The organism is Chromatium okenii, assembly GCF_002958735.1.
GTDB lineage: Bacteria > Pseudomonadota > Gammaproteobacteria > Chromatiales > Chromatiaceae > Chromatium > Chromatium okenii_A.
This window is the reverse complement of sequence record NZ_PPGH01000037.1, coordinates 377,614-403,164: the sequence shown is the minus strand read 5'-3', so window position 1 is coordinate 403,164 and position 25,551 is coordinate 377,614. Positions and strand designations below refer to the sequence as shown.

Genomic DNA, 25,551 nt, shown 5'->3' with positions numbered 1-25,551 from the left:
TCAATGGGAAGGCAGCGCATGATGCAACTGCCAAACTCGCTTCCTCCGTGGTGGTTGAGTGAAATGAATTGCTATTAACCATCAGTGCATTATTGCATTGAAAGCAATAGCAGTGAGGAATGCTGCGGCGTCATTCCTATTCTATATCGAACAATAATTCCAACTGCAAGCGGTTGATGTCTGGCGCAGGTTGATGTTCCAACCGCTCGATTTCTTCACAAAATGCGTTGACATCGGAAAACTTGCGATAGACCGAAGCAAAGCGCAAATACGCGACTTGATCAATTTGACGCAATTCGTCCATTGCCAATTCACCCAGCCGCGCTGATGACACTTCGCATTCGCCGCTGGACATTAAACGCCGTTGAATATGCGCCAGCGCCTGATCTACGCGCTCAGTGCTGATTGGGCGTTTTTCCAATGCCCGCATCATTCCCGACCGCAATTTGCGATCATCAAACGGAACGCGGCTGCCGTCGCGTTTAACGATACGCGGCACACTCAATTCCGCAACTTCATAAGTGGTAAAGCGTTCTTTACAGCCTACGCACTGCCGCCGCCGCCGCACTTGATCGCCCTCGCTGGATAAGCGCGAATCAATGACTTTGGTTTCCTGTTCATTGCAAAAAGGGCAGCGCATGATGGGCATCCAGTCAGCAGTCGAACTGCTCGACATGTTCTTCTAAGCGTTGAGCCAGCCGCCGCAAATCTTCACCGGCGCTGGCGGTTTTTTTCAGCACATTAAAACCCGCACCATCAGAATTTTAGGGCGATCCGTCGCCTCTTTTTTAGAGTTTAAGCGTGACGCAATTGAATAGAGAAGTAGTTTATTGTTATTCAATCCAAGTGCTCACTGGTGGTTTCAACTGCATCACATTTCACGCTTAACGTTGGTATACCGGAAACCGTTGGCACAGCGCCAGCACCTGCGCTTTTACGGTTGCAATTACTGCTTCATTGCCCCGCGCATCAATTAAATCACACATCCAACCCGCCAACTCCTGCGCTTCATCGCTGCCAAAACCGCGAGTGGTCATTGCTGGAGTACCAATACGAATGCCGCTGGTGACAAATGGCGATTGCGGATCATTGGGAACCGCGTTTTTATTCACCGTGATATTCGCTGCGCCGAGCCACGCATCTACATCTTTACCGGTCAAACCCTGTTGAATAAAACTTACCAAAAACAAATGGTCATCCGTGCCGCCAGAAACCACATCATAACCACGCGCAATAAAGACTTCTGCCATGATCCGCGCATTACTCACCACCTGCGCTTGATACACGCGAAAACTCGGTTCTAATGCCTCTTTGAATGCAATCGCTTTGGCGGCGATGACGTGCATTAACGGTCCGCCTTGAATACCAGGAAATACCACTGAATTCAGTTTCTTTTCAATCTCAGGATTGGCTTTTGCCAGAATAAGTCCACCGCGTGGTCCACGCAGGGTTTTATGCGTGGTCGTCGTAGTCACATCCGCAATTTGTATTGGGCTGGGATACACGCCAGCAGCAACCAATCCAGCAACATGCGCCATATCAACCAATAAATACGCGCCGACACTATCCGCGATATCACGGAATCGTTGCCAATCGACAATACGCGAATACGCGGAAAAGCCAGCAATGACCATGCGCGGACGATGTTCATGCGCCAATCGCGCTACTTCGTCATAATCAATTTCACCAGTTTCTGGATTTAAACCGTATTGCACTGCGTTATAAAGTTTGCCAGAAAAGTTCGGTTTGGCGCCGTGTGTGAGATGACCGCCATGCGCCAAACTCATTCCTAAAACAGTATCACCTGCATTGCACAGCGCCATAAACACTGCGGTATTAGCTTGCGAACCGGAATGCGGTTGCACATTGGCGTAATCGGCATTGAAGAGTTGTTTAGCGCGATCAATGGCCAATTGCTCGGCGACATCGACGTATTCGCAGCCGCCGTAATAGCGTTTGCTGGGATAACCCTCGGCGTATTTATTGGTCAATACGCTGCCTTGTGCCTGCATTACGCACGGGCTGGCGTAATTCTCAGAGGCAATTAATTCGATGTGTTCTTCTTGGCGGCGTTCTTCATTCTGAATAGCAGCCCAAATTTCTGGGTCTTGGGCGCTAATGTGCATGGTCGATTCAAACATTGTTTTATTCTCTGGCAATACAAAGTGGCGCATTTTAGCGATTTTACTGGGTGGCGTCGCTGTGACTGCGCGGCAAATGCGCAGTGCGTAAATGCTGAAAATTGGTCAAACGTTCTGGCGCAATCACTCCGGCGGTCACGGCGTCACGAATCGCACAATCCGGTTCGTGGTCGTGATGACAATCGGCAAAACGGCAGCGCCCAAGATACGGTTGAAACTCGCGGAAACCCTGCTGTAATTCGTCACGGCTGATCGCACCGAGTCGGAAACTGCGCACGCCGGGCGAATCAATTAAACGTCCGTTATCGGGCAGTCGGTAACAGGTGGTGGCGGAAGTAGTGTGGCGACCCAAGCCGGTTGCTGTTGATAACTGCCCGATTTGAATCGCTAAATCCGGCAGCAGAATTTTGACCAATGATGATTTGCCGACGCCGGATTGACCGACCAACACGCTGGTGTGGTTGGCAAGCGCCGCAATCAGTGCTGCGAGCGTGCTGAGATCATGGAGCGTTGTCCAAAAAGTGCGATAACCAATTGCCGAATAATGCGCAAATCTGCGTTCAAATGCGGCGCGAGCGGGCGGATTGAGCAAATCCATTTTGTTGCCGACTAAAATGGCTTCGACACCGATCAATTCCGCAGCAACCAGATATTGATCAATGAGATAGCTGCTCGGTTCCGGTTCTGGTGCAATCAGCACAATGAGCTGTGATAAATTGACCGCAAGTGCCTTGGGTTGATTGTTAAAATCAGGACGACTTAACACGGTGGAACGCGGCAGCAGCGCCGTCACGACCCCCTGAGCATCGGCAATGCGTTGCCAAACGACACAATCTCCGCACACTGGCTGCCCAATGTTGCGCCGCACCAAACAGTGCACCAACTGTCCAGCCATATCTTCCACTGCGAGATTTGCACCATAACGCACCATCACTCGTCCAGTTTCCGGTTCACCAATCAATTCAGTGTCTGCGGGAATGGTGTCTGGCCGTGTTTCCACGCGTGAGCGTCGCCGTTCTTGAATAGCGCGAATGCGTTCCAGCTGCCGTTCGGACAAGCGGCGTTTTGTCATAGAATTAGCACCATCATTGCAACTTGCATTAAAATTCTAAAACCAACATCATCACTTTTGTTCTCTATTAGCGGAATAATATGAAATTTAACTATAATATTGATAATTCGATGACTGTGTACAAAAATCCTGTTGAATCCACAATGTATTTAGAGGCGCTTTCGTTGTCTAAACTGGATGATTGGTCTTCGACTTTTTTAGCCAACATGCCCGAAGAGGATTTGTCAACAGTGAATGAGTTAATGATTGCAAATAATGCAATGCTCTTTGCTGGCTTATCACGCGAGGAACGCATACGCATCATGTATTTAATGTTTTTAATGAAGACCGCAATTTACGAGTCAGTGAGAACGGGTAAAAGACTCGAAGATTTTTATGAATAGCATTAGATAGCTTGTTGCTTTATCTGCGCTGAATGTACAAAAAAACCCGCAGTTACGCGGGTTTTTAATAAAATCAACGTTAATTCTGCACCTAATCACACAGTGAAAAACAAGTTTTTAACGCTCAACTGACCGGCGGCGGCAAAATGAATTCCAATACGATCTTGGTTCCGAAATACGCCAAGATGAGAATGACAAAACCGCCGAGCGTCCAAATGATCGCAGTGCGTCCGCGCCAGCCATTACGAAAACGCCCGACCAATAGCCCGCCAAACACTAGCCATGCCAGCACCGATAACACCGTTTTGTGTACTAAATGCTGCGCAAACATGTTTTCTAAAAACGCAAATCCGCTCAACAACGCCAGCGTGAGTAATACAAATCCGGCGCTAATCATTTCAAATAATAGACTTTCCATCGTTTGCAATGGCGGCAAAGTGCGAATAAATCCGCCGGGATGACGCTGGCGCAGATGACGATCTTGCAGCGCCAGCAAAATGGCTTGACCAGACGCGAGCGTTAATAGGCTATAAGCGAGCATTGACAGCAATACATGAATTTTTAGCGGCCAAGTTGCGGTCGGACGCAAAAAGGCGACCTCCGCAAAATTAGCTTCTAAAATCAGACTGAGTGCCGCAGCGGGTAACAAATCAAACCGAGATTATCGACTGGTTTGGTTAAGCTGGAGACCAGCAGCAGCGCAATGATCGTCCATGCCGTCAGCGCCAGCGCGTGATAGAAACCTAAATTGATTCCGCCTTGACTGAAGATGCTGTCCCACAGCAGCCAGCTATGCAGCAGCAAACCGGCAAACCCGACGGCAATCGCAAAACTGCGCTCTGGAATCCAGCCTTCTTTACGAAATAAGCGCATTCCAATTAAGCCGGATGCAGCGAGATAACAAAGGGTGGCGATGGTGGCAAAAATAGTATGAGTCATAGGTTTAATGGTGTGACATAGGCTGTTGATACTGAAAACGTGGGGGCATCTCACGCGAAACATTATACTCGCAACTTTCTGTGCGAGGCAGACAGCGATTGTTATTGAGGTCAATACATGTTTGAAACTCTCCAAGACCGTTTTGCCGATGTCCTGACCAATTTGCGTGGTCAGGGTCGCCTGACTGAGGACAACATTAAAGACAGTTTGCGCGAAGTACGGATGGCGCTGCTGGAAGCAGATGTGGCGCTGCCGGTGGTGCGTCAGTTTATTGATGATGTGCGGACCAAGGCGCTCGGCGAGGCAGTGGCGAAAAGCCTCACGCCCGGTCAGGTGCTGATTAAAATCGTCAATGACGAATTGGTCACGCTCATGGGGCAGGCCAATGAACAACTGAATCTTACCGCCCAGCCGCCCGCAGTGGTGCTGATGGCGGGTTTGCAAGGCTCCGGCAAAACCACCAGCGTCGCCAAGCTGGCGCGGTGGCTACAGGAAAAACAGAAAAAGTCCGTGCTGGTCGTCAGTTGCGATGTGTATCGCCCCGCTGCGATTGCGCAATTGAAAACGGTTGCGGCAGAAGTTGGCGCAGAGTTTTATCCCAGCACTGGCAGCGAACAACCGGTTGATATTGCGCAACGGGCGCTCGATTACGCTCGCCGTCATTATAAAGACGTGTTGATCGTCGATACCGCCGGACGGCTGCACGTTGACGCGGCGATGATGGACGAAATCAAAGCCATTCACGCTGCGCTCAAGCCGGTAGAAACGCTGTTTGTTGTGGACGCGATGACCGGTCAAGACGCAGCAAATACGGCAAAAGCGTTTGATGCTGCGCTGCCGTTGACCGGCGTGATTCTCACCAAAACCGATGGCGATGCTCGCGGCGGCGCAGCGTTGTCGATTCGCCAAATCACTGGCAAACCAATCAAATTTCTCGGTACGGGCGAGAAAACCACTGCGCTGGAGCCGTTTTATCCAGAGCGCGTCGCCTCGCGCATTCTCGGCATGGGCGATGTCGTGTCGCTGGTCGAAGAGGTGCAGGCACGAGTTGATCACGATAAAGCTGAGAAACTGGTCAAAAAGCTCAAAAAAGGCAAGGACTTTGATCTTGCTGATTTCAAAGAACAATTGGAAGCAAATGAACCAGATGGGCGGCATGGCCAGCCTGATGGAAAAACTTCCCGGCATGGGGCAACTGCCTGATCACATCAAAAGCAAAGCCAGCGACCGCGAGATGGGCAAATTGGTCGCCATCATCAATTCGATGACGCCGAATGAGCGGCGTTTCCGCGATTATCAAAGGCTCGCGCAAACGGCGGATTGCTGCCGGATCGGGAACGCAGGTGCAGGATATTAATCAATTGTTAAAGCAATTCATGCAGATGCAGAAGATGATGAAGAAAATGAAGGCGGCGGCATGGCCAACTGATGCAGGGATGCGCTTGCCACCGGGATTTGGTGGTGGTTTACCGCCGGGCGGATTTCCGCTGTGAGGTGCGACGTGATATTTAAAATCCCCCCAACCCCCCTTTTTCTAAGGGGGGCTTTCTCCCTCCGCTCTTTTCTCCCCCCTTGGAAAAAGGGGGGCAGGGGGGATTTCTTCTCATCACGTTTAATTTGCTGCTGCTTCCCGCATTTAACGCCGCAGCGACGCCGTGGGGCGAAGTGCAAACGCCAACTGCTGGCGCACCGCGAGTGATTGGCAGTGTCGCCAACGGCTGCATCAGCGGGGCGCGATGTTGCCAGAAAGCAGCGATGGCTACGTCAATGTGCGGCGTTATCGCAATCGTTCTTACGGTCATCCCAGCCTGCTGCGCTTTATCAACGATATGGGACGCGCCCAGCAGCAGCACTCTAACTGTTGATGATGGTGGGCGATCTCAGCCAGCCACGCGGTGGGTTGATGTCATCGTCGCATCGCAGTCACCAAAACGGACTGGACGTTGATCTGTGGTTCACGCTGGCAACTTCTCCCGCCGCAGCGCGGGCGCTGATGGATCACGCCGATGATCCGCCGAGCATGGTGCGCCGCGATGGTTTGGCGGTGAGCGAATACTGGGGCGCAGATCAACAATTTTTAATTGAAACGGCAGCGCGGCAGCGAACGGTAGAGCGCATTTTTGTGAATCCAGCAATCAAGCAGGCGCTGTGTCAACACGCAATGCCGAATGATCGCAGTTGGTTGCACAAAGTGCGTCCGTGGAAAGGACACGACGCGCATTTTCATGTGCGTTTGGTGTGTCCGCCCGGCAGTCCGCACTGTGAGCACAAAACGCATTACCGCCCGGCGACGGCTGCGGCGCAGAGTTGGATTGGTGGTTTACCGAGGAAGCACGCAAACCCAAACAGGGGATTCCCGGTTACGCGCCACCGAAACCGACGACCAGCCCGCTGCCTGTCGTGAGGTGTTGCAAGCGCCATGAAGCGTGTCGCCGCACTCCAGTCAAAAGCGGATAAAGCGGTCATCGGGGCAGCGATGGAGCAACTGGCAGAATCATTTCTGGTCGCACAAGGCTTGCAAGTGCTCGCCCGCAATCATCGCTGTCGGTTTGGCGAACTGGATTTAATTGTGCGGGATGAATCGGTGCTGGTGTTTGTTGAAGTGCGGTTTCGGCGTTCAGCACAATTTGGCGGCGCAGCAGCGAGCGTTGATCGACGCAAACAGCAGCGTTTAATTGCTGCTGCGCAGGATTATCTTCAATTCCATCCGCTGCCATTACCCTGCCGTTTTGATGTAGTGGCAATCAGCAATCAACACGACATCAATTGGATTCAACATGCCTTCATTATTGAAAGTTAATGTTTGTATTATTTTAATGCTGGCGCTGCTGCTCACGGGCTGCGCACCAGTGATTTTCGGCGGTGCAGTTGCTGGCGCTGGCGTTGCTGCACTTTATGATCGCCGCGATGCACAAACGCTTTTTGACGATCAACAAATTCAATTCGCAGCAGCTGCTGCGCTCAAACAAGACCCACGTATTAAAAGCCAAGCCGATGCGATTTCTGTGACCAGTTATCATCGTACCGTATTATTAACCGGTCAGATTGAAGCGGAAGCAGTCGCAAATCGCGCAGTCAAACGTATTACGCATTTAGCCAAAGTGAAGCGCGTGATTAACCAATTAACCTTTGGTGCGCCGCTTGATCTCACCCGGCAAGCCGAAGACCTCTATATTATTTCCCGCGCTAAATTTGCACTGACGCAAATCGGCTTACCAGATTTCAATGCCACTCGCGTTAAAATTGTTGCTTCCGATGGCGTGGTGTATTTGCTAGGTTTGGTGCGCCAGAAAGAAGGCGATGCAGCCATTGAAAAGGTGCGTTATGTGCCCGGAGTGCGCCGCGTGGTCAATCTATTTGAATATCAGTAAATAACTTCTTTTTGAAGTCAAGGAATTAAAATTTTAATGACGCATTCCACTCCACGCATCGGTTTTATCAGTCTCGGCTGCCCCAAAGCAACCGTTGATTCCGAGCACATTCTGACGCAACTTCGCGCTGAAGGTTATTCCATTCAATCGGCTGATCATGACGTTGATTTAGTCATTATTAACACCTGCGGTTTTATTGACGCAGCAGTGACCGAATCGCTAGACGTGATTGGCGCAGCATTGAATGAACATGAGCGCGTAATTGTCACTGGCTGTTTGGGCGCTCGCGCCGAATTGGTGCGCCAGCAATTTCCCGATGTGTTGGCGATTACCGGACCGCACGCGCTCGCCGAAGTGATGGCGGCCGTGCATTCGCATCTGCCTGCGCCGCACGATCCGTTAACCAGTTTGGTTCCGCCGCAGGGCGTTCGGCTCACGCCCAGTCATTACGCCTATCTCAAGATTTCCGAAGGCTGCGATCACCGTTGCAGCTTCTGCATTATTCCCAGTCTGCGCGGCGATTTGGTCAGTCGGGGCATTGGCGAAGTGCTGGATGAAGCGGCGCGTTTGGTGGAAAGCGGAGTGCGGGAAATTCTGGTGATGCGCAGGACACCAGTGCTTACGGCATGGATGTGCGTCATCGCACCGATATTTGGCACGGGCGAGCGTTGCGCACGGACATCACGACGCTGGCGCGAGAGCTGGGCGCATTGCCCGCGTGGATTCGCTGCATTACGTTTATCCGCATCCGCACGTTGACGCGCTGATTCCGCTGATGGCGGAGGGATTGATCTGCCGTATTTGGATGTGCCGTTGCAGCATGGCAGCGAGCGCGTGTTGCGGCGATGAAGCGACCGGCAGCGAGCGAACAGGTGCTGCAACGACTGGAACGCTGGCGCAGTGAATGTCCGCAATTGGTGCTGCGCAGCACCTTCATCGTCGGTTTCCCGGCGAAACTGAGGCGGAATTCGCGCAACTGTTGGAGTTTTTGCAAACCGCGCAATTGGATCGCGTCGGCTGTTTTCCGTATTCCGCAGTCGCTGGCGCTGCTGCCAATGCGTTAGCCGATCCCGTGCCGGAAGCAGTGAAGTTGGAACGGCTGGAACGGTTGATGACGCTGCAAGCAGAAATCAGTCGCGCCAAACTCGCAGCGCGGATTGGTCAGCGATTGATGGTGTTGGTTGATGCAGTGGAAGAAGACGCGATCATTGCCCGCAGTGCTGGCGATGCGCCGGAAATTGACGGCGAGGTCATCATTCCCGGCGAATGGGAAATTGAGGTCGGCGATTTCATTGAAGTGGAGATTACCGACAGCGATGACCACGATTTATGGGCGATTCCGGTGGATGATGCAGAATCCGGTTAGGGATCAAGCGCCAATCCGCTTTACAATGATGCCAATGCTTTCCACCGTTCTTTCACTCAAATAGCGCCTGTTTATCATGTCTGATTCTGAAAACTTTGAAGACCTCCTCAAGCAGTTCGACCAAACGCATCCGCAATCCCGCAAAGGTGCGCCGACCATTGGCGACCGCGTGCGCGGAACGCTGGTCGTCATCAGCGACACTCACGCCTTTGTTGATCTCGGCGCAAAAGCTGAAGGTCGCCTCGAACTTGCCGCGATTACCGATGCTGAGGGACAGCTCACTCACGCACTGGGCGATGTGATCGAACTGCAAATCACCGGCAAAGATGAGGACAGCGGAATGCTGCTGCTCGGCAGCCAGCAAGGGCAGCGGTTTCATGGTCTGGATGAAATTGAAAGTGCGTATCGGCAGGGTTTGCCGGTGCAGGGACAAGTCAGCGCAGCAGTGAAAGGCGGCGTGGAAGTGCAGATTGCTGGACTACGCGCCTTTTGCCCGGCGTCGCAGATCGACATTCGGTTTGTTGAAGAAATGGCGGAATTTGTCGGACAGCGGTTTGATTTCCGCATTACCAAATTTGAAGGCGGACGGCGTCCCAATTTGGTGGTGTCGCGGCGGGCGCTGCTGGAAGAACAGCAACGCAGTCAAGCAGAACAAACCCGCGCTCAACTCACCGAAGGCGCAGTGCTGACCGGAACTGTCACCTCAATTAAAGATTACGGCGCGTTTGTGGACATCGGCGGACTGGAAGGCATGATTCACGTCAGCCAACTGGCGTTCGGTCACATCAAACACCCGAAAGAGTGCTGCAAATCGGGCAGCAGTGAAGTCAGCGTGTTGCGCATCGACCCGCCGAGCGAGAAAAACAAGCGCGAAAAGATCGCGTTATCGATTCGCGCCCTGACCCGCGATCCATGGCAAGACGCAGTAGCACAATTTCCCGTCGGATTGCGCATCACCGGCACGGTCTCGCGTCTGCAACCATTCGGCGCGTTTATCGAACTCGCGCCCGGCATTGACGGACTGGTGCACATCAGCGAACTCGGCGCAGGTCGGCGCATCAATCACCCTAACGAAGTCGTCAATCTCGGCGATTCAGTGGAAGCGACCGTGCTCGGCGTGGATTTGGAACGCCGCCGAATTAGCCTATCGCTCAGTTCCAATCCCAAACAATCCGCAGAAACGCCGGCTGCTCGCGCTCCGGCAGCAGAATCCGCACCAGCGAAACCGCCAGAAAAAACGCTCGGTACTTTTGGCGCGTTATTGCAAGAAACAATGAATAAGGCGCGTTAACGTGATGTTGCCAGCGAGCGGAGCGCAATTGTTGCCACCGCTCGCGCTGTATATTCATCTTCCGTGGTGCATTCGCAAATGCCCGTATTGCGATTTTAATTCCTACACCAGCACCGCTCCACCGCCGATCATTATCCAGCAATTACTCGCTGATTTAGAAAACTGTGAATTGCAAAACCCAGCCGCACAACGTCCGTTATCTTCATTTTTATCGGCGGCGGAACACCGAGTTTATTTTCCGGCGCAGCAATTCAAACGCTGCTGAATGGTATTCGTGCCCGCACCGCGTTATTGCCAAATCTCGAAATTACCTTAGAAGCGAATCCGGGCGCTGCCGAAGCACGACATTTTGCCGCCTATCGCGCTGCTGGAGTGAATCGCTTATCTATTGGCGTACAAAGTTTATCAGCAGCGCAATTAACAACTTTGCAGCGCATTCATAATCCAGACCAAGCGCGTGCTGCCATTGCTGCGGCGCGTGATGCGGGATTCGACAATCTCAATTTAGACCTGATGTTTGCCTTGCCAGCACAGCGTTTGCGCGAGGCAGCAATTGATTTAGAAGCAGCGTTAGAACTCGCACCAGAGCACATTTCGTATTATCAATTGACCATCGAACCGGACACTTTATTTCACGCCAATCCGCCGATTTTACCGGATGATGAAGTGGCAGCAGAAATGGCAATACAAGGACGAGAATTGCTAGCACAAGCTGGATTTATGCAATATGAAGTTTCTGCGTATTCGCAGCGCAATCATCAATGTCGTCATAACCTTAATTATTGGCAATTTGGCGATTATCTCGGTATTGGCGCTGGCGCTCATGGCAAATTAACTGAAGTGATATTAAATAATAAAAGCTGGCGCATTTGGCGCACCGCAAAACATGCACATCCCAGCATTTATTTGCAAGCGGCAGCGAACGATTTTATTGCTAATCGCACGGAATTAAGCGCGGATGATTGTGTCTGTGAATTTGCATTAAACGCGCTGCGTTTAACGGATGGTTTTAATACGGAATTATTTATGCAAACAACCGGGCTGCCGTTGACCTATTTGGCGGCGCAGATTACGTCAGCAATCGCTGATGGATTATTGAGCGTTGATGGCGATCATATTCAGCCGACGGCATTGGGGCGGGATTTTCTCGATGATTTGGTGGGACGATTTGCGTGATGGCGACAATCTGGCGTTACTTGCGCTGAAAGTTGCGACACGATAACTGCGATGATAACCTTATGTGTTCCCAAAAATTATTAACGCCCGCGCTGGGCAAAAGGTTGAATTATGAAAGCAGACATCCATCCGAAATACACCGAAGTTAAAGTTGTGTGCAGTTGTGGCAATGAATTTGTGACCCGTTCTACTAAGGGCAAAGACCTTCATATTGAAGTATGCTCGGCGTGTCATCCGTTTTATACCGGCAAGCAAAAGGTATTAGATACCGCTGGTCGGGTGGATAAATTCCGTCGCAAATACGCCCGCTAATTCATTACATAAACGCGGAAGTTTTTAACTAAACTTCCGCGTTTTTAGTTTGATCTTCCTCGCTTTAACCCGCCCCGCATTCAAAACCATCCGTTTGATTAACGATCAATACACAATAATTGGTTGTGTTTGGCGCAGCGTGAACTGCCGCCAATTATTATGCTCAATGAAAGGTAAAATAAAGTGAAAAAAATCAGTATTGTTGGCGCAGGTCGTGTCGGTGAAACGACGGCACAAATTCTTGCAGAAACTGAATTGTGCCGTGACATTGCGCTATTCGATGTGCGCGAAGATGTACCTGAAGGCGTGGCTCTGGATATTTTACAAAGCGCACCTTTTTTTAAGTTCGATGGCGTACTGTCTGGCAGCAATGATCCGCATATTTTGCGGGATTCGGATTTAGTCATTGTGACTGCGGGTTTTCCGCGCCAGCCCGGCATGTCTCGCGCTGATGTGCTGGAAAGCAACGTTCGCATTATCGACCAAGTGACCGACCACATTATGACTCATGCGCCTAACGCGATGATTTTAGTGGTATCTAATCCGGTTGACACGCTGACGTATCGCGTGGCGCAGCGCACCGGCTGGGGGCGTGAGCGCGTATTTGGTCAAGCAGGCGTTTTGGATGCGTCACGGATGGCGAGTTTTATCGCGCAGGAAACTGGCTTTTCGACGCGAGACATCACCACACTGGTGCTCGGCGGTCATGGCGACACGATGGTTCCAGTGACGCGCTTTTGTACGATCAATGGCGTACCAATTGCGCACTTTTTATCGAAAGAACGTATCGCTGCCATTGTCGAACGCACGCGCACTGGTGGCGCAGAAATCCTTGCATTGAGAAAGAATTCAAGTGCTTATGATGCACCCGGCGCAGCAGTTGCGGCGATGGTCGATGCCATTGCCAACAATCGGCGACGTTTGCTGCCCTGCGTTGCGCTGCTTGATGGCGAATACGGCGAAACGGACATTGCGATGGGCGTTCCCTGTATTCTCGGCGAGCGTGGCGTGGAATCGGTCGTTACCCTTGATCTCAATGCTGAGGAACGTGCTGATTTTCAGCGTTCAGCGCAGGCAGTGCGGATTGATATTGAACGCCTTAATATGCTTTAAGCGTTTTTAATTCAGTGAGATGCGATGAACAACAATCATCGCATCCTGCTACCGAACATTGATTTTTTGCATGTTACTACGCAACAGATTGAAAGTATTCGTTAATTAACACAAATTGCCGGTTCGTCATGCGGCGAATACAACTAGCGAAATCGGTCAAATTTGTTATCTTTGGAATACCGCAATTTGCGCTAGATTGTAACGGCGATCACGTTTGCAGCGAGAGCACTCATGTTTGGATTTGGCCGCAAAAATACTCCACTCCTTGGTATCGATATCAGCTCGACTGCCATTAAATTAATTGAATTGTCATGTAAAGCTGGTAATTCAAACAGCCCCTCAATGTCATATCGGGTTGAGCGTTTTGCAATTGAACCACTGCCCTTTAATGCTGTTTTAGAAAAAAAGATCGCCGATCCTGAAATGGTTGGACAATGTATTCGTAAAGCTGTCATTAAAGCCGGAACTAAAACCAAACGCGCTGCGGTTGCGGTCGCCGGGGCAATGGCAATTACTAAGGTCATTTCATTATCAGCATCTTTTAATGATGCGGAAATTGAAAACCAAATTCAATTAGAAGCAGATCAATATATCACCCACCCGTTAGAAGAAGTCAATCTTGATTTTGATGTGATTGGCCCAACACCAAATAATCCAGCAATGGTTGATGTTTTATTGGCTGCATCGCGGCGCGAAAACGTTGATGATCGGGTTGCAGCACTAGAAATCGCCGGATTAACTGCGAGCATAGTTGATATTGAAGTTTATGCAATGGAAAATGCAATCTCGTTGTTATTAAATGACGCCAACAGAACCACTGATTCCCCCATCGCAGTCGTTGATATTGGTTCTGCTAATACCACACTATACGTTTTTAACAAAGGACAAATTATTTATACCCGTGAGCAAAATTTTGGTGGGCAACATTTAAAAGATGATTTGCAGCGGCGTTTTGGAATTTCCCGTGAAGAAGCAACGCAGAAGATTTTAAATAACGATTTTAGTACAACGCCTGAAGTCGAAGCACTTGAAAATTTTAAAGATTCATTATCTCAACAAATTAATCGCGCTTTACAGTTTTTCTATTCTGGAACAACGTTTAATCATGTTGAACGTGTCATATTGGCTGGGGGTTCAGCAGGTTTATCTAGGCTTGATGCAGTAGTCGAGGAGCGGCTTAAATTGCCAATTAGCATTGCTAATCCCTTTCAACACATGTCGCTATCACCACAAGTCAATGCAAAAGATTTACTGTGTGAAGCGCCGTCTTTAATGGTTGCCGTCGGGCTTGCTTTGCGGGGATTTTAATGGCACGGATTAACCTTCTTCCTTGGCGTGAAGTCGCCCGCCAACAACGTCAGCAGGAATTTCTCATTGCGGGTGGCATCGCACTGGGCATTACCTTTGCAATTGCAATTCTCATTCATTTTTTTATTGAAGGACAAATTAGTGACCAATCAGCGCGTAATGAATACCTTAAAGGCGAGATTACGAAACTTGATATTCAAATCAAAGAAATTAAAGATTTGGAAACAACAAAAACAGATTTGTTAGCGCGAATGGAGATCATTAAACAATTACAAAAAAGTCGCCCGGAAATTGTTCGGCTATTTGATGAATTGGTGAATGCGCTTCCAGAAGGTGTTTACCTCACACAAGTTGAACAAAAAGGGCGCACTGTAGAAATGGCGGGACGCGCCCAATCAAATGCGCGTGTTTCTGCCTTTATGCGCAAAATAGAAAATTCTAAATCTATTGGTAAACCGCGTTTAGTGCTGATTGAAAATAAAGATAAAACTGATACTGGTCTCAGTCATTTTCGACTGGCTTTCAATCAAACAAGTGAAGACGCAGAGGCGGAGATTGAAAAGAAAAAAGTTACGTCAAAAAAATCAACCACAGCAGCAAAACCTGCGCAATAGACTAAGCGCCATTATAACGGCACCCTTATTATGGACTTAAACGAACTCAATGAACTTGATCTCAGTGGTTTTGGTGAGTGGCCAATTCCTGTTAAAGCGGTCGTTATTTTAATCTTCTGTATTGCACTTGGCGGTTTGGTATTTTATCTTGATACCCAAGATCAACTAATTCGTTTCGATCAAGAAAAAGCCACTGAAGCCGAACTAAAAATTAGTTTTGAAGGTAAGCAACGCAAGGCTTCTAACCTTGACGCTTATCGACAACAACTTGCTGAAATGCAGGAATCTTTTGGTGCAATGTTACGGCAACTTCCGAATAAAACCGAAGTGGCTTCGCTATTGGTTGATGTATCGCAAACTGGGTTAGCTAACGGATTAGAATTTGAGTTATTTCAACCAAATCAAGAATTAACTAAAGATTTTTATGCCGAATTGCCCATTGATATTCGTGTAACGGGGAATTACCACGATTTCGGGCGTTTTATTAGCGGTCTTGCAGCATTACCGCGTATTGTGACTGTCCATGATGTGCAAATTGCTTCCGCAAATAAACCAACGGCAACAGATAAAAATGCTGATAAATCAGACGATAAAAACGCTAAACTCACGCTGCAGGCCACCGTCAAGACCTATCGTTATCTTGATGAGGAAACCAAAAAATGATGTGCCGTCTTCTGCTGTTACTAATTCTTGTATTGACTGTCGCGCAACTTGCTGGCTGTGGCGATGATGAGACTGCTGCGTTAGAGGCTTACGTTCAGGAAATTAAACAACGTCCGCCGGGTGGAATTACGCCATTACCAGAAATTGAACCAATTGAAACTTTCGTGTATATCCCCAGCGACCGTCGCGATCCTTTCGTTCCCGATGAAAAAGCAATGCCAGTTGAAGAAAAACCACCCGAAAATGAATTAGCACCAGACCCAAATCGGCGTAAAGAAGAATTGGAAAGTGTGCCACTTGATTCATTACGCATGGTGGGGACTCTCGATCAAGGCGAAGAGCGGTGGGCATTGGTAAAAAATAAAGATGGTACTCTATATCGCGTGAAAGTCGGTAATTATCTGGGGCTAAATAATGGGCAAATCGTCAATATCAGTGAGAACGCAATTCAACTGAACGAAATTGTTGCTGATGCGCCCGGTCAGTGGCGTGAACGCCAAGCTACTATTGCGCTATCTGAGTAATGAAGGGACAAATAAAGATGACTCGTTCAATTGAATATCGCGGTTGGCTAACGTTATTAAGCCGTGTGCTTTGTTTATTCATTGTTTTAATTGTGCCTGCGCAGGCAGTCGAGTTATTGAGTGTGCAGCCATCTGAATTGCCCGGAAAACAGGTGCAGATTCAACTCACTTTTTCTGCACCAGTTGCTGTACCAAAAGATTTTTCTATTCAATCGCCAGCGCGAATCATGCTTGATTTTCCGAATGTGACGAGCAAACTTGAACGCAAACCAATTGCAATTGGTGTTGGTGTTGTGCATAGCTTGATCGCAATTACTGCGGCAGTAGATGGCAGTGATCGCACTCGTGTTGTGCTTAATCTCACTGATTCGCTGCCGTATACCGTAACCAATGCGGGTGAGCGAGTCACGATTACAATCAATCCAACCACTGCTGCGTCGTCACCGGCAGTCAATTCACCAGTAGAAACGGCAACTTCCCGTCCTAATACAACACCCGTTTCAACAAGTAATTCCACTGGCGCGGCATTGCGTGACATCAATTTTCGACGCGGCAGCAGTGGCGAAGGGCGTGTTGTTATTCGTTTGCCCAGCTCCAGCACTCGCGTTGCGGTGCGCGAAGAAGGCAGCCGCGTTCTCGTTGATTTATATGACACGGCAATTCCTAAACGCTTGTTTCGGCGGCTTGATGTCACTGATTTTGCGACGCCCGTGACTGCCGTCGAATCGCGTCCGAATGGAAAAAATGTTTTGGTTGAGATTCAAACTAGCGGCGATTTCGATCAAATGGCATATCAAACTGATGAAGTCTTTACTTTGGATTTTCGTAAATTAACCCCAACGGAAAAAGAAGAGATTGCACGCAATAAAATGGTATATGAGGGGGATAAACTCAATTTGAATTTTCAAGATATTGAAATCCGCTCTGTGTTGCAGGTGTTGGCTGATTTTACCAATATGAATTTGGTTGCCAGCGATACCGTTCAGGGCAATATCACATTGCGATTAAAAAATGTGCCATGGGATCAGGCGCTTGATATTATTTTGAAAACGAAGGGATTGGATAAACGTCAGGAAGGCAATGTTATCGTCGTTGCGCCAGCGCAGGAATTGGCAGCGCAAGAACAGTTGCAAGCAGAAGCAACACAAAAAATTGAAGAACTCGCACAATTAAAAACTGAATATATCCAAATCAAGTACGCGAAAGCAGCGGATATTTCGGCTTTTTTAACTGGTGGTGCAGTTCATAAAGAATCAAAATCAACAATTAGTGATTCAACAACAAGTGCCGGTAAAAAAGTAAAGAATAGTCGTGGCATGGAAAACATGCTTTCTATGGAAAGCGATTTATACAAAGGCTCAATTCTAACGCCCGGTCGTGGGAGTGCTACTTTTGACGAACGTACCAATACACTGGTGGTGATGGATACCGCAGTACGCTTAGAAGAAATTAGAAAAATCGTGACACGATTGGATATTCCAGTGCGTCAAGTTTTAATTGAATCGCGGGTGGTGGTTGCAAATAACGATTTTGCGCGTGATTTGGGCGTGCGTTTTGGTGTTTCCGGTTCGATGGGTTCAGTTGGGAATAATGAGTTGATGGTTGCAGGCGGTCAGCCCGGCAGTCTTGCTGTTGGTGGTTTTGATAAAGGTCCATTCGGGTTAAATCTCGATGCTGGAGCACCATACAATTCTGGATTAATTGATAGCGACAACAATCAAACACTTATTACAAATTTACCTGCTTTAGACCCGTCAGGCTCTGTTAATTTCTTAATAGGAAAAGTTGGCTCTTATTTGCTTCAATTAGAGCTGTCTGCAATGCAAAAAGAAGGGAAAGGAGAAATAGTTTCCAGTCCAAGAATTATCACATCAGATCAACATCAGGCTACCATTAAAGTTGGTCAACAAATTCCGTATCAAACTGTTACCGGTACTGGTTCTAACACCACTGTAACTACATCTTTTAAAGATGCTTTCCTTCAATTAGACGTGACGCCTCATATTACGCCAAATGAAAAAGTTGTTATGGATATTTTAGTTACTAAAGACTCGGCAAATTATGAACAAAAAACAGATGCCGGTTACCCAATCGACACACGATCAGCAGAAACATCTGTTTTAGTTAGTAACGGTGAAACCCTTGTTCTTGGTGGAGTATATGAGAGAACAAAAACCTATTCTAAAGAACAGTTACCATGGCTTGGTGATATTCCTGTACTCGGTCGTTTGTTCAAAAGTGAATCGCGTTTAGATAATAATCGTGAACTACTTATTTTTGTTACGCCAAAGATATTAAAAGGCGATATAGCAAATACTGGAAAGTAATTCAAAAATGGAATTCAAGTTATTCAATCAAGACGGATTGGCGCGACGCGGGCAATTGCAATTCGAGCGCGGCACGGTCGAAACTCCGGCGTTTATGCCAGTCGGCACTTACGGCACTGTCAAAGCAATGACGCCGGAAGAATTGCGCGACGTTGGCGCGGAAATCATCCTCGGCAATACCTTTCATTTGATGCTGCGCCCCGGCACCGAAGTCATTCGCCATTGCGGTGATCTGCATCGTTTTATGCACTGGGAGCGCCCGATTCTCACCGATTCCGGTGGTTTTCAAGTATTTAGCCTCGGTGCACTGCGCAAAATCACCGAGGCTGGCGTGCATTTTCAATCGCCAATTGACGGCAGTCCGGTGTTTCTCAGCCCAGAAGTGTCGATGCAGGTGCAGCGCGATCTCGGCGCCGACATCGTGATGATTTTCGACGAATGCACGCCTTATCCAGCGACGGAAACGCAGGCGCGAGCGTCAATGGAATTGTCGTTGCGCTGGGCAGCGCGGTCGCGGGCAGCACACGGCGACAATTCCGCCGCGTTATTCGGAATCGTGCAGGGCGGAATGCACCCGCAACTTCGCGCCGAATCGCTCGCTGGGTTGACGCAAATCGGTTTTGATGGTTACGCGATTGGCGGGTTGTCGGTCGGCGAACCGGAAGCCGAGCGTTTACAAGTTCTTGATTTTTTAGCCGATAAATTACCAATTGACCGTCCGCGTTATTTGATGGGCGTCGGCACTCCCGAAGACCTCGTGGCTGCCGTGCAGCGCGGAATTGACATGTTTGATTGCGTGATGCCGACCCGCAACGCTCGCAACGGTCATTTGTTCACGCATCAGGGTACGGTCAAAATTCGCAATGCAATCCATCGCAGCGACAACAGCCCCATTGATCCGCTGTGCGATTGCGAAACCTGCCGCCATTACAGCCGCGCTTATCTGCATCATCTTGATAAATGTAAGGAAATCCTCGGCGCTCGGCTGGCAACCATTCACAATCTGCGTTATTACCAAACGCTGATGCGCGGACTGCGCGACGCGATTGCTGCTGGGCAACTTGCCGCATTTATTCAAGAATTCAAACGTTTGCGCAGCCAATCAGCGAACGATCACGACGCTTAACGCGCCAGCCGCGACGTTCATTTAATCGAGTATTTTTACGATGCCGCAGGTCACGCTTTACACCACGTTGATTTGTCCGTATTGCCACCGCGCCAAACGCCTGCTTAAACGTAAAGGCGTTGTATTTCAAGAGATTCCGATTGATTACGATCCGGCGCAGCGACAAACCATGATTCAACGCAGCAACCGCCACACCGTCCCGCAGATTTTCATTGATGACCGCGCTATCGGCGGCTATGACGATATGGTGCTGCTCGACGAATGCGGCGAACTCGACGGACTATTAGGGCTGGCGTAATGAATACGGCAAATGAATTAACGGAATTGAGACTGGATAAATGGCTATGGACAGCGCGATTCTTCAAAACACGCCAGCTCGCAGTGGAAGCAATTAACGGCGGAAAAATCGAAGTCAATGGCCATCGTGCTAAACCCGGGCGCACCATTCGCCCCGGCATTCAATTGATTATTCACAAAGACAATCTGGTTTGGGAAATCGAAGTGTTGGCGCTGAATAAACAACGGCGACCCGCAAATGAAGCAGCATTGTTGTATCGAGAAGAAGAAGCCAGTCAATTAAAACGCGCCGCCGCAGTGCGTGAACGTCGTGATTTAGGTGTGATTGATAGCGGCAAGCCAAATAAACGTGAGCGGCGAATGATTGAACAATTCACTGGGCGCAGCGAAACGGATTGAACATCATGGATATGAATGGCAAAACTGCACTGGTGACGGGCGCCAATTCCGGTTTAGGTAAAGCAATAGCGTTAGCATTGGCACAAGACGGCTGGCGTGTCGGTTTGGTCGCTCGCAATCCTGAGCGCGGCGCAGCAGCAGTTGCCGAAATTCAAGCGGCAACCGGCAATACTGAAGTGCATTTATTTATTGCGGATTTCATTGATCAAACGGCAATTCGGCAATTAGCAGTAGCAGTCTGTGATCAATTTGAATACTTGCATTTACTCATTAACAACGCAGCAACGGCGTATCCCGAACGGCGATTAAGCCCCGACGGGGTTGAATGCGCTTTTGCGGTGAATCATTTAGCGCCGTTTTTATTGACGCATTTATTATTGGAACGCTTAAAAGCCAGTGCGCCAGCACGAATTGTAACGGTTGGAACGCGCATGAATACGGCGCTGGATTTTGCGGATTTGAATTGGGAACGGCGGCGCTATCGGATGATGCAGGCTTATGGTCAAGCAAAGCTCGGTAATCTGCATTTTACCTTTGAGCTGGCGCGACGTTTAGACGGTAGCGGCGTGACTGCGAATTGCGTATTTCCGGGGATTTTTAATTCAAATCTCGGCGGAACAGATGGAGCGCAGGATTGGTTTTGGAAACTGATTGCATTGCTATTTGGTCGAATACTGCCGACACCAGAACAGGCAGCGCAGCGCGTGTTATGTGTTGCCACTGACCCGGTATTTGCCGGAATCAATGGCACTTATTTGGGAAATCATAAACCGTTAAAAGTACCGGCGCAGGCGCAGGATATGCTGATAAACCGGCAACTGTGGCGAATCAGCGAAACCTTGACCGGCATCCTGCCGGCTGCGCCCAGTCCTCTGCGTCAACTCAGGCCGTAATCGACAGGCTAGATTGATAGCTTGATGCTGCACCAGTGCGGGTTTGCTGCGTGTTTTGCTGCAAACCGTAAGCGTCCATCAATTGCATGATGCGACGTTGCAGCGCATCAGTCATGGTGCGGGTCGTGCTGGGAGTTTCATTCGCAGCAGTCGTTGTTGCTGTTGCAGTCGTTGCAGATGCAACCGTCGTGGTATTTGACGCAGTCGTTGCGGCTGTCGTCTGCGCCGTTGTTGCGGCGAGAGTTGACTGAATGGCAGCAATTGCCTCAGTCGCACTGACCGTACCGTCACCATTGGTATCCGCCGGATCGCTGACTGTTGTTGCAGCGGATGTGCCCGTCGTTGCAGGTGGCGGGGGTGGACCGCCTGCTCCACCTGGACCACCGGGCCCCATGTCTTGCTGAATAACGCCAGTTTGCGCACCGCTTGCCCCTTGCTGCTGACGATCCGCTAATGCCTGCAACGTGGTGGTAATTTCGGTCGTTGTTGCCTGACCATCGCCATTACTATCAAACGCCGAAAAGACTTGTTGCGCATTTTGAACTGCGGTCGTGCTATTCGCAGTCGAACTTTGCGCAAAAGCCGTTTGTAAATCAGAAACTTCAAGATAGCCTTTCTTTGCTGTATCTAAATTAGCAACGAGAGTTTCCGCCATCTTCGCCGGATCAGGACGCTGCGTTGGTCTAACGCCCTGCAATATCGCCGAACCACTGCTAAAACGACTAATTGATTCAACCATAACAACCTCTGTATTGGTCAACCTGATAAAAACATTAGACCTATTCAAATTGAGTATAGACCCAACCTGAGACTAATGATCGAGCGGTGGTTTGTAATTCGGATCTTTTGGATTAAGGAAAATGAAATGGAATTGACCCGGCTCAATTTCAACATAATCCATAACAGCTTGATCGAGCAATGGGACTTCCTCTGGCGCCATCACCACCGCAATTCCCTCACAAGTTAACCGAATATCATCTTCAGTGTAATCGTCAAATCCCATGCGATACACAATTTCACCGTCTGGTTGCTGCGCGGCAGCGAAACGCAACGACATGCCTTCAGTACCACCTTGATGCGCTGCGTTCAACACCTGTGCGGCAGCAGCGGCTGTGAGCTTGAACATCTCAACTCCTCATCGGTTAACCATCTAAAAATGAAGCAGAAATTATGCCATTTTTTCTGCGCTAATTGCGCTGAATGTCAGCAATGGCGCGAGGTGATTTTGGTAAACAGGATATTGTCTGCTATAGACAAATATCAATGCGCAGGTTGACGATTTATGTCGCAACCTAGATACTCAGTACTGTCAGATAAGCACTATTCGTATTTAACCTTTTACTGATAGGGTATTATTTATGCCGCAGATAAACCGCATTTTTAGCGCCACATTATTGATAATTGCGTTTCTGTTCAGTCCCAGTGTATTTGCTGCCGGTTTTTCACCTTTTATTCAAATTGCTACGGTTCCAGCGGTGTGGAAAGATGGCAAAGTAGATCATGTTGCAACCTATACGCGAGCTGCTGATGTTGCATTCAAAATTGCCGCTTTCGTTGCTAAAAAAGATGAATCAATGCTGGGTTTATCAGAAAGTAATTGGGTAAGTAACAGCTTGCAATAATCTACATAAATCTATACTTATGGAAAAGAAATGAGTAAAGATAGGTGAAGCGGCAAAAATTTTGGAAACGTGTCTAAATACATTGCGTCGATGGGAGCGTCGGGCGAATGAGTCCCAACGCGAAAAACACAAGGTGGAACACGTTACTACAGCGTTGCCAAATTGATGAACGTAGGTGAAATACGGTGTGTTACGCTCGTGTTTCAAGTCACGACCAAAAAGAAGATTTGCAGGCTACGTTGAATAAATTTTAGATGTGTTGATTGAGATTAGAAACCATGTTACTGGCACACAAAATTGAATTGCGCCCCACACCTGAACAGATGGTGTATTTGGATAAAGCCTGTGGCTCCAAACGCCATTGCTATAATCAATTATTGGCGCATTTTTCAAAACCAGAAAATAAGTGGTCAAAAAACGAAGCATATCAGCATTACATTAAAGTACTTCGTAAAGAATTTGACTGGTACAACGAAGTTTCAAGCCGTGTCACCCGCAATGCAATTGATGACTTAGATACCGCCTTTAAGCACTTTTTTAGGCGCGTCAAAGCCAAACAAAAAGCAGGTTTTCCACGCTTCAAAAAGAAAGATTTGCGTGATAGTTTTGCGTTGCGTGAATCGGCTAAATTTGATGTTATCGGTCGTGAATTGCGGATTGAAAAACTCAAAACTAAAATTGAACTGCGTCAACCGTTACGTTTTCAAGGCATCGCAAAACAAGTCACGATTTCTAAACGCGCTGGAAAGTATTTTGCTTCAATTTTAGTTGAAACAGAAGACTACAATCCCCACGATGTTGATCGCCAACACTCAGTTGGTGTTGATTTTGGTATCAAATCACTTGCCGTTTTAAGCATAGGTAAAGTGTTTTCTGCCAATCAAAAGTTGAAAGCCAGTTTGAAAAAGTTGGCAAAACTTCAACGCAATTTAACCAAGAAAGTGAAGTGGTCAAACCGTCGAGCGAAAGCCAAGCTGGCAATTGTAAAACTTCATTTTCGTATTGCACGACAACGACAAGCCTTGTTGCATGAATTGTCGGATTATCTGACTAAAAACTTTGACGTGATTACGATTGAAGATTTAAACGTTAAAGGCATGTTAAAAAATCGAAAACTCAGTCGCGCTATCAGCGATGCTGGTTTTGGTTATTTACGGCAGATGATTGAATACAAGGCTAAATTGAGAAATTGTGTCGTTGTTGTCGCAAATCGATTTTTTCCCAGCAGTAAAACATGTTCCTGTTGTGGAAAAGTTAAAACAAATTTATCACTTGCAGATCGAACTTTTACCTGTGAGTGTGGATTTAGCGCGGATAGAGATTTGAACGCCGCGCTCAATCTAAATCAATACGGTCTGGACACGTTACAGCCTGACCTTAAATGCACACCAGAGCAAAGTTAGACCATAGTTTCATCATGGCTTTTGCGTTGATGGTGTGAATATATCAAAGCTAGATTTGTACGCTTTTGTATAGATTTTGTTAGATATTTAGTAGCGGTATTAGGCGGAGCGCCAGAAGGAGCAACCGTAAAAGACGCCGATGTTAAAGCGGCTATTTTAGATCAACCTATCAATCCGAGCGTGGCATATTCGGTTACTAATACCAAGAAAATTAACATCATTGAATTATGTAATCAGGTTTTTGCCAGCAAAGCATTAGGTGTTACGCCAGTTGTTGGCAGTACTCGAGTAGCGAATGGTCATTTACACGCAACGGCTTTACCTTGTGAAGTTGCAGTGTATGCTGATGAGTATGATATTAAGATTGAAATGCTCAACGCCGAAGCAATTTTTAGCCTCTTTTTTACTGACGTTTTATTTGGTAAGCAAATGCAAAATCAAGCCTTTGCTACTGCTATTCAAAAGTTACCTGTTCAGGTCAATACGGAATTGCCTGCGATTATTTATCAGGCACTCACTGATGCAAAAGTGACGTATTGGGCAGATAATTGGTCTAAAGGACCTTGGTTTAGTGATGAATGGGACATGGTGCGTGCTTTATTATCAACACCAATGAATTCGCCTTATGTTCATTTCACATACAACAAAGTTGATGGCAAGATTTTTTCAGATGATGAAGTGTTAACAGTTGCAAAAACGATTATTGCGACATTAACCGTAAATGGTACGACGGGCGCAGGCGTTCACGACGCCGCTTTGGATGCACAATTGAGCACAGGATCACAATGGCGTTCAGCACGCCCAGCACCATTATCATTGCCTGGCGGAATCAAGTTAATTGAAGGTTGTTCGCCAATGTATGCGAAACAGGCATTAACGACTGGTTTTTATCATGCGACCGCGTTGCCCTGTGAAATGGCGGTAATGAAAAGCGCAGATAGTAAACAGCTTTTAATTAGCTTCCTTGATCCGCATTTTATGTTTAACGCCTTATTTTCAGACGCTTTTGATAATATGACAGCGGAGCAACTCACTGCTTTTGCCACTCTGCCCGATATCGTCTTAGATGATTTGCAAATCATTGTTGATTATGCGCTAGATGTGAATCTTCCGAAAACCGGAATAAAGCTCATGCCACCAGTTTCCTTCTATTACGATATGCTGCCGTTTTAATACATCATTCGTGATTTGCAGCCAACAAAAAACACGCT

At 48.2% G+C, this 25,551-nt stretch carries 27 protein-coding genes and 4 pseudogenes; 25 read left to right on the top strand and 6 right to left on the bottom strand.

What is annotated here, in order from left to right; all coding sequences use genetic code 11:
• Positions 1-136: 136 nt before the first annotated feature.
• The 3 genes from nrdR to rsgA form a co-directional block, all read right to left on the bottom strand.
• A complete protein-coding gene (nrdR, locus tag CXB77_RS13730) occupies positions 137-640 on the bottom strand; it encodes a transcriptional regulator NrdR (RefSeq protein ID WP_105072424.1) in 504 nt (167 codons plus the stop codon).
• Between the two features lie 244 nt (positions 641-884).
• Positions 885-2,141 carry a serine hydroxymethyltransferase gene (gene glyA / locus CXB77_RS13725; protein WP_105072420.1) on the bottom strand — a complete coding sequence of 419 codons (1,257 nt, stop codon included), beginning with the start codon at positions 2,139-2,141 and terminating at the stop codon, positions 885-887.
• A gap of 43 nt (positions 2,142-2,184) precedes the next feature.
• Entirely contained in the window at positions 2,185-3,213 is a 1,029-nt protein-coding gene (gene rsgA, locus CXB77_RS13720) for a ribosome small subunit-dependent GTPase A (protein WP_105072421.1), read from the bottom strand.
• Between the two features lie 110 nt (positions 3,214-3,323).
• On the opposite strand from rsgA, the gene CXB77_RS13715 reads away from it, so the two are divergent.
• On the top strand, positions 3,324-3,596 hold the full coding sequence (locus CXB77_RS13715) for a hypothetical protein (RefSeq protein WP_146108625.1): 273 nt from the start codon (positions 3,324-3,326) through the stop codon (positions 3,594-3,596).
• A 124-nt stretch (positions 3,597-3,720) separates the two neighbouring features.
• Here CXB77_RS13715 and CXB77_RS13710 read toward each other — a convergent pair.
• A pseudogene (locus tag CXB77_RS13710) lies at positions 3,721-4,535 on the bottom strand (cytochrome C assembly family protein).
• Between the two features lie 117 nt (positions 4,536-4,652).
• Here CXB77_RS13710 and ffh point away from each other — a divergent pair.
• The 21 genes and pseudogenes from ffh to CXB77_RS13620 all read left to right on the top strand — a co-directional run bounded on the left by ffh (position 4,653) and on the right by CXB77_RS13620 (position 21,315).
• Positions 4,653-6,028 (top strand): annotated as a pseudogene (ffh, locus tag CXB77_RS13705) (signal recognition particle protein).
• Positions 6,029-6,190: 162 nt separating this feature from the next.
• Positions 6,191-6,400, top strand: coding sequence for a penicillin-insensitive murein endopeptidase (locus CXB77_RS23195; protein ID WP_277949408.1), 210 nt, complete (start codon positions 6,191-6,193; stop codon positions 6,398-6,400).
• A pseudogene (locus tag CXB77_RS13700) lies at positions 6,400-6,870 on the top strand (penicillin-insensitive murein endopeptidase); the annotation flags it as partial. The gene CXB77_RS23195 and the pseudogene CXB77_RS13700, both read left to right, overlap by 1 nt.
• Entirely contained in the window at positions 6,843-6,992 is a 150-nt protein-coding gene (locus tag CXB77_RS24685; protein ID WP_431520732.1) for a hypothetical protein, read from the top strand. The pseudogene CXB77_RS13700 and the gene CXB77_RS24685, both read left to right, overlap by 28 nt.
• Positions 6,955-7,335 (top strand): YraN family protein, encoded by a 381-nt coding sequence (locus CXB77_RS13695; protein WP_105074348.1) that lies wholly within the window; start codon positions 6,955-6,957, stop codon positions 7,333-7,335. The genes CXB77_RS24685 and CXB77_RS13695 overlap by 38 nt, the downstream gene beginning before the upstream one ends.
• Complete coding sequence (locus tag CXB77_RS13690; RefSeq protein ID WP_105074347.1) at positions 7,313-7,906, top strand: BON domain-containing protein; 594 nt, start codon at positions 7,313-7,315, stop codon at positions 7,904-7,906. Before CXB77_RS13695 ends, CXB77_RS13690 begins: the two co-directional genes overlap by 23 nt.
• A 36-nt stretch (positions 7,907-7,942) precedes the next feature.
• Positions 7,943-9,272: pseudogene (rimO, locus tag CXB77_RS13685) on the top strand (30S ribosomal protein S12 methylthiotransferase RimO).
• 76 nt (positions 9,273-9,348) lie between these two features.
• Positions 9,349-10,563, top strand: coding sequence for a 30S ribosomal protein S1 (locus CXB77_RS13680; RefSeq protein WP_105074346.1), 1,215 nt, complete (start codon positions 9,349-9,351; stop codon positions 10,561-10,563).
• Positions 10,564-10,567: 4 nt separating this feature from the next.
• On the top strand, positions 10,568-10,828 hold the full coding sequence (locus tag CXB77_RS23945) for a hypothetical protein (RefSeq protein ID WP_347338137.1): 261 nt from the start codon (positions 10,568-10,570) through the stop codon (positions 10,826-10,828).
• Complete coding sequence (gene hemW / locus CXB77_RS13675; RefSeq protein WP_347338173.1) at positions 10,732-11,739, top strand: radical SAM family heme chaperone HemW; 1,008 nt, start codon at positions 10,732-10,734, stop codon at positions 11,737-11,739. The genes CXB77_RS23945 and hemW overlap by 97 nt, the downstream gene beginning before the upstream one ends.
• Positions 11,740-11,850: 111 nt before the next feature.
• A complete protein-coding gene (gene rpmE / locus CXB77_RS13670; protein WP_105074345.1) occupies positions 11,851-12,051 on the top strand; it encodes a 50S ribosomal protein L31 in 201 nt (66 codons plus the stop codon).
• A 183-nt stretch (positions 12,052-12,234) separates the two neighbouring features.
• Positions 12,235-13,164 carry a malate dehydrogenase gene (mdh, locus tag CXB77_RS13665; protein ID WP_105074344.1) on the top strand — a complete coding sequence of 310 codons (930 nt, stop codon included), beginning with the start codon at positions 12,235-12,237 and terminating at the stop codon, positions 13,162-13,164.
• Positions 13,165-13,395: 231 nt separating this feature from the next.
• Entirely contained in the window at positions 13,396-14,472 is a 1,077-nt protein-coding gene (gene pilM / locus CXB77_RS13660) for a type IV pilus assembly protein PilM (protein ID WP_105074343.1), read from the top strand.
• Positions 14,472-15,086 (top strand): PilN domain-containing protein, encoded by a 615-nt coding sequence (locus tag CXB77_RS13655; protein ID WP_105074342.1) that lies wholly within the window; start codon positions 14,472-14,474, stop codon positions 15,084-15,086. Before pilM ends, CXB77_RS13655 begins: the two co-directional genes overlap by 1 nt.
• Positions 15,087-15,116: 30 nt before the next feature.
• Positions 15,117-15,749, top strand: coding sequence for a type 4a pilus biogenesis protein PilO (locus CXB77_RS13650; RefSeq protein WP_105074341.1), 633 nt, complete (start codon positions 15,117-15,119; stop codon positions 15,747-15,749).
• A complete protein-coding gene (locus tag CXB77_RS13645; RefSeq protein WP_347338136.1) occupies positions 15,746-16,273 on the top strand; it encodes a pilus assembly protein PilP in 528 nt (175 codons plus the stop codon). Before CXB77_RS13650 ends, CXB77_RS13645 begins: the two co-directional genes overlap by 4 nt.
• A gap of 17 nt (positions 16,274-16,290) precedes the next feature.
• Positions 16,291-18,600 (top strand): type IV pilus secretin PilQ, encoded by a 2,310-nt coding sequence (pilQ, locus tag CXB77_RS13640; protein ID WP_172452675.1) that lies wholly within the window; start codon positions 16,291-16,293, stop codon positions 18,598-18,600.
• Between the two features lie 7 nt (positions 18,601-18,607).
• On the top strand, positions 18,608-19,726 hold the full coding sequence (gene tgt / locus CXB77_RS13635; RefSeq protein WP_105074338.1) for a tRNA guanosine(34) transglycosylase Tgt: 1,119 nt from the start codon (positions 18,608-18,610) through the stop codon (positions 19,724-19,726).
• A 40-nt stretch (positions 19,727-19,766) separates the two neighbouring features.
• Positions 19,767-20,024 carry a glutaredoxin 3 gene (gene grxC / locus CXB77_RS13630; protein ID WP_105074337.1) on the top strand — a complete coding sequence of 86 codons (258 nt, stop codon included), beginning with the start codon at positions 19,767-19,769 and terminating at the stop codon, positions 20,022-20,024.
• Complete coding sequence (locus CXB77_RS13625) at positions 20,024-20,422, top strand: RNA-binding S4 domain-containing protein (RefSeq protein ID WP_105074336.1); 399 nt, start codon at positions 20,024-20,026, stop codon at positions 20,420-20,422. The genes grxC and CXB77_RS13625 overlap by 1 nt, the downstream gene beginning before the upstream one ends.
• A gap of 5 nt (positions 20,423-20,427) precedes the next feature.
• Positions 20,428-21,315, top strand: coding sequence for an SDR family NAD(P)-dependent oxidoreductase (locus CXB77_RS13620; RefSeq protein WP_105074335.1), 888 nt, complete (start codon positions 20,428-20,430; stop codon positions 21,313-21,315).
• Here CXB77_RS13620 and CXB77_RS13615 read toward each other — a convergent pair.
• Both CXB77_RS13615 and CXB77_RS13610 read right to left on the bottom strand, forming a co-directional pair.
• On the bottom strand, positions 21,305-22,054 hold the full coding sequence (locus CXB77_RS13615; RefSeq protein ID WP_105074334.1) for an EF-hand domain-containing protein: 750 nt from the start codon (positions 22,052-22,054) through the stop codon (positions 21,305-21,307). The two genes, CXB77_RS13620 and CXB77_RS13615, sit on opposite strands and share 11 nt — an antisense overlap.
• A gap of 72 nt (positions 22,055-22,126) precedes the next feature.
• Positions 22,127-22,441, bottom strand: a complete 315-nt coding sequence (locus tag CXB77_RS13610; RefSeq protein ID WP_105074333.1) for an iron-sulfur cluster assembly accessory protein — start codon at positions 22,439-22,441, stop codon at positions 22,127-22,129.
• 232 nt (positions 22,442-22,673) lie between these two features.
• On the opposite strand from CXB77_RS13610, the gene CXB77_RS13605 reads away from it, so the two are divergent.
• The 3 genes from CXB77_RS13605 to CXB77_RS13595 all read left to right on the top strand — a co-directional run bounded on the left by CXB77_RS13605 (position 22,674) and on the right by CXB77_RS13595 (position 25,513).
• Positions 22,674-22,937, top strand: coding sequence for a hypothetical protein (locus tag CXB77_RS13605; protein WP_105074332.1), 264 nt, complete (start codon positions 22,674-22,676; stop codon positions 22,935-22,937).
• 278 nt (positions 22,938-23,215) lie between these two features.
• Positions 23,216-24,340 (top strand): RNA-guided endonuclease InsQ/TnpB family protein, encoded by a 1,125-nt coding sequence (locus tag CXB77_RS13600; RefSeq protein WP_105074331.1) that lies wholly within the window; start codon positions 23,216-23,218, stop codon positions 24,338-24,340.
• A 180-nt stretch (positions 24,341-24,520) separates the two neighbouring features.
• A complete protein-coding gene (locus CXB77_RS13595) occupies positions 24,521-25,513 on the top strand; it encodes a hypothetical protein (protein WP_105074330.1) in 993 nt (330 codons plus the stop codon).
• Positions 25,514-25,551 lie beyond the last annotated feature (38 nt).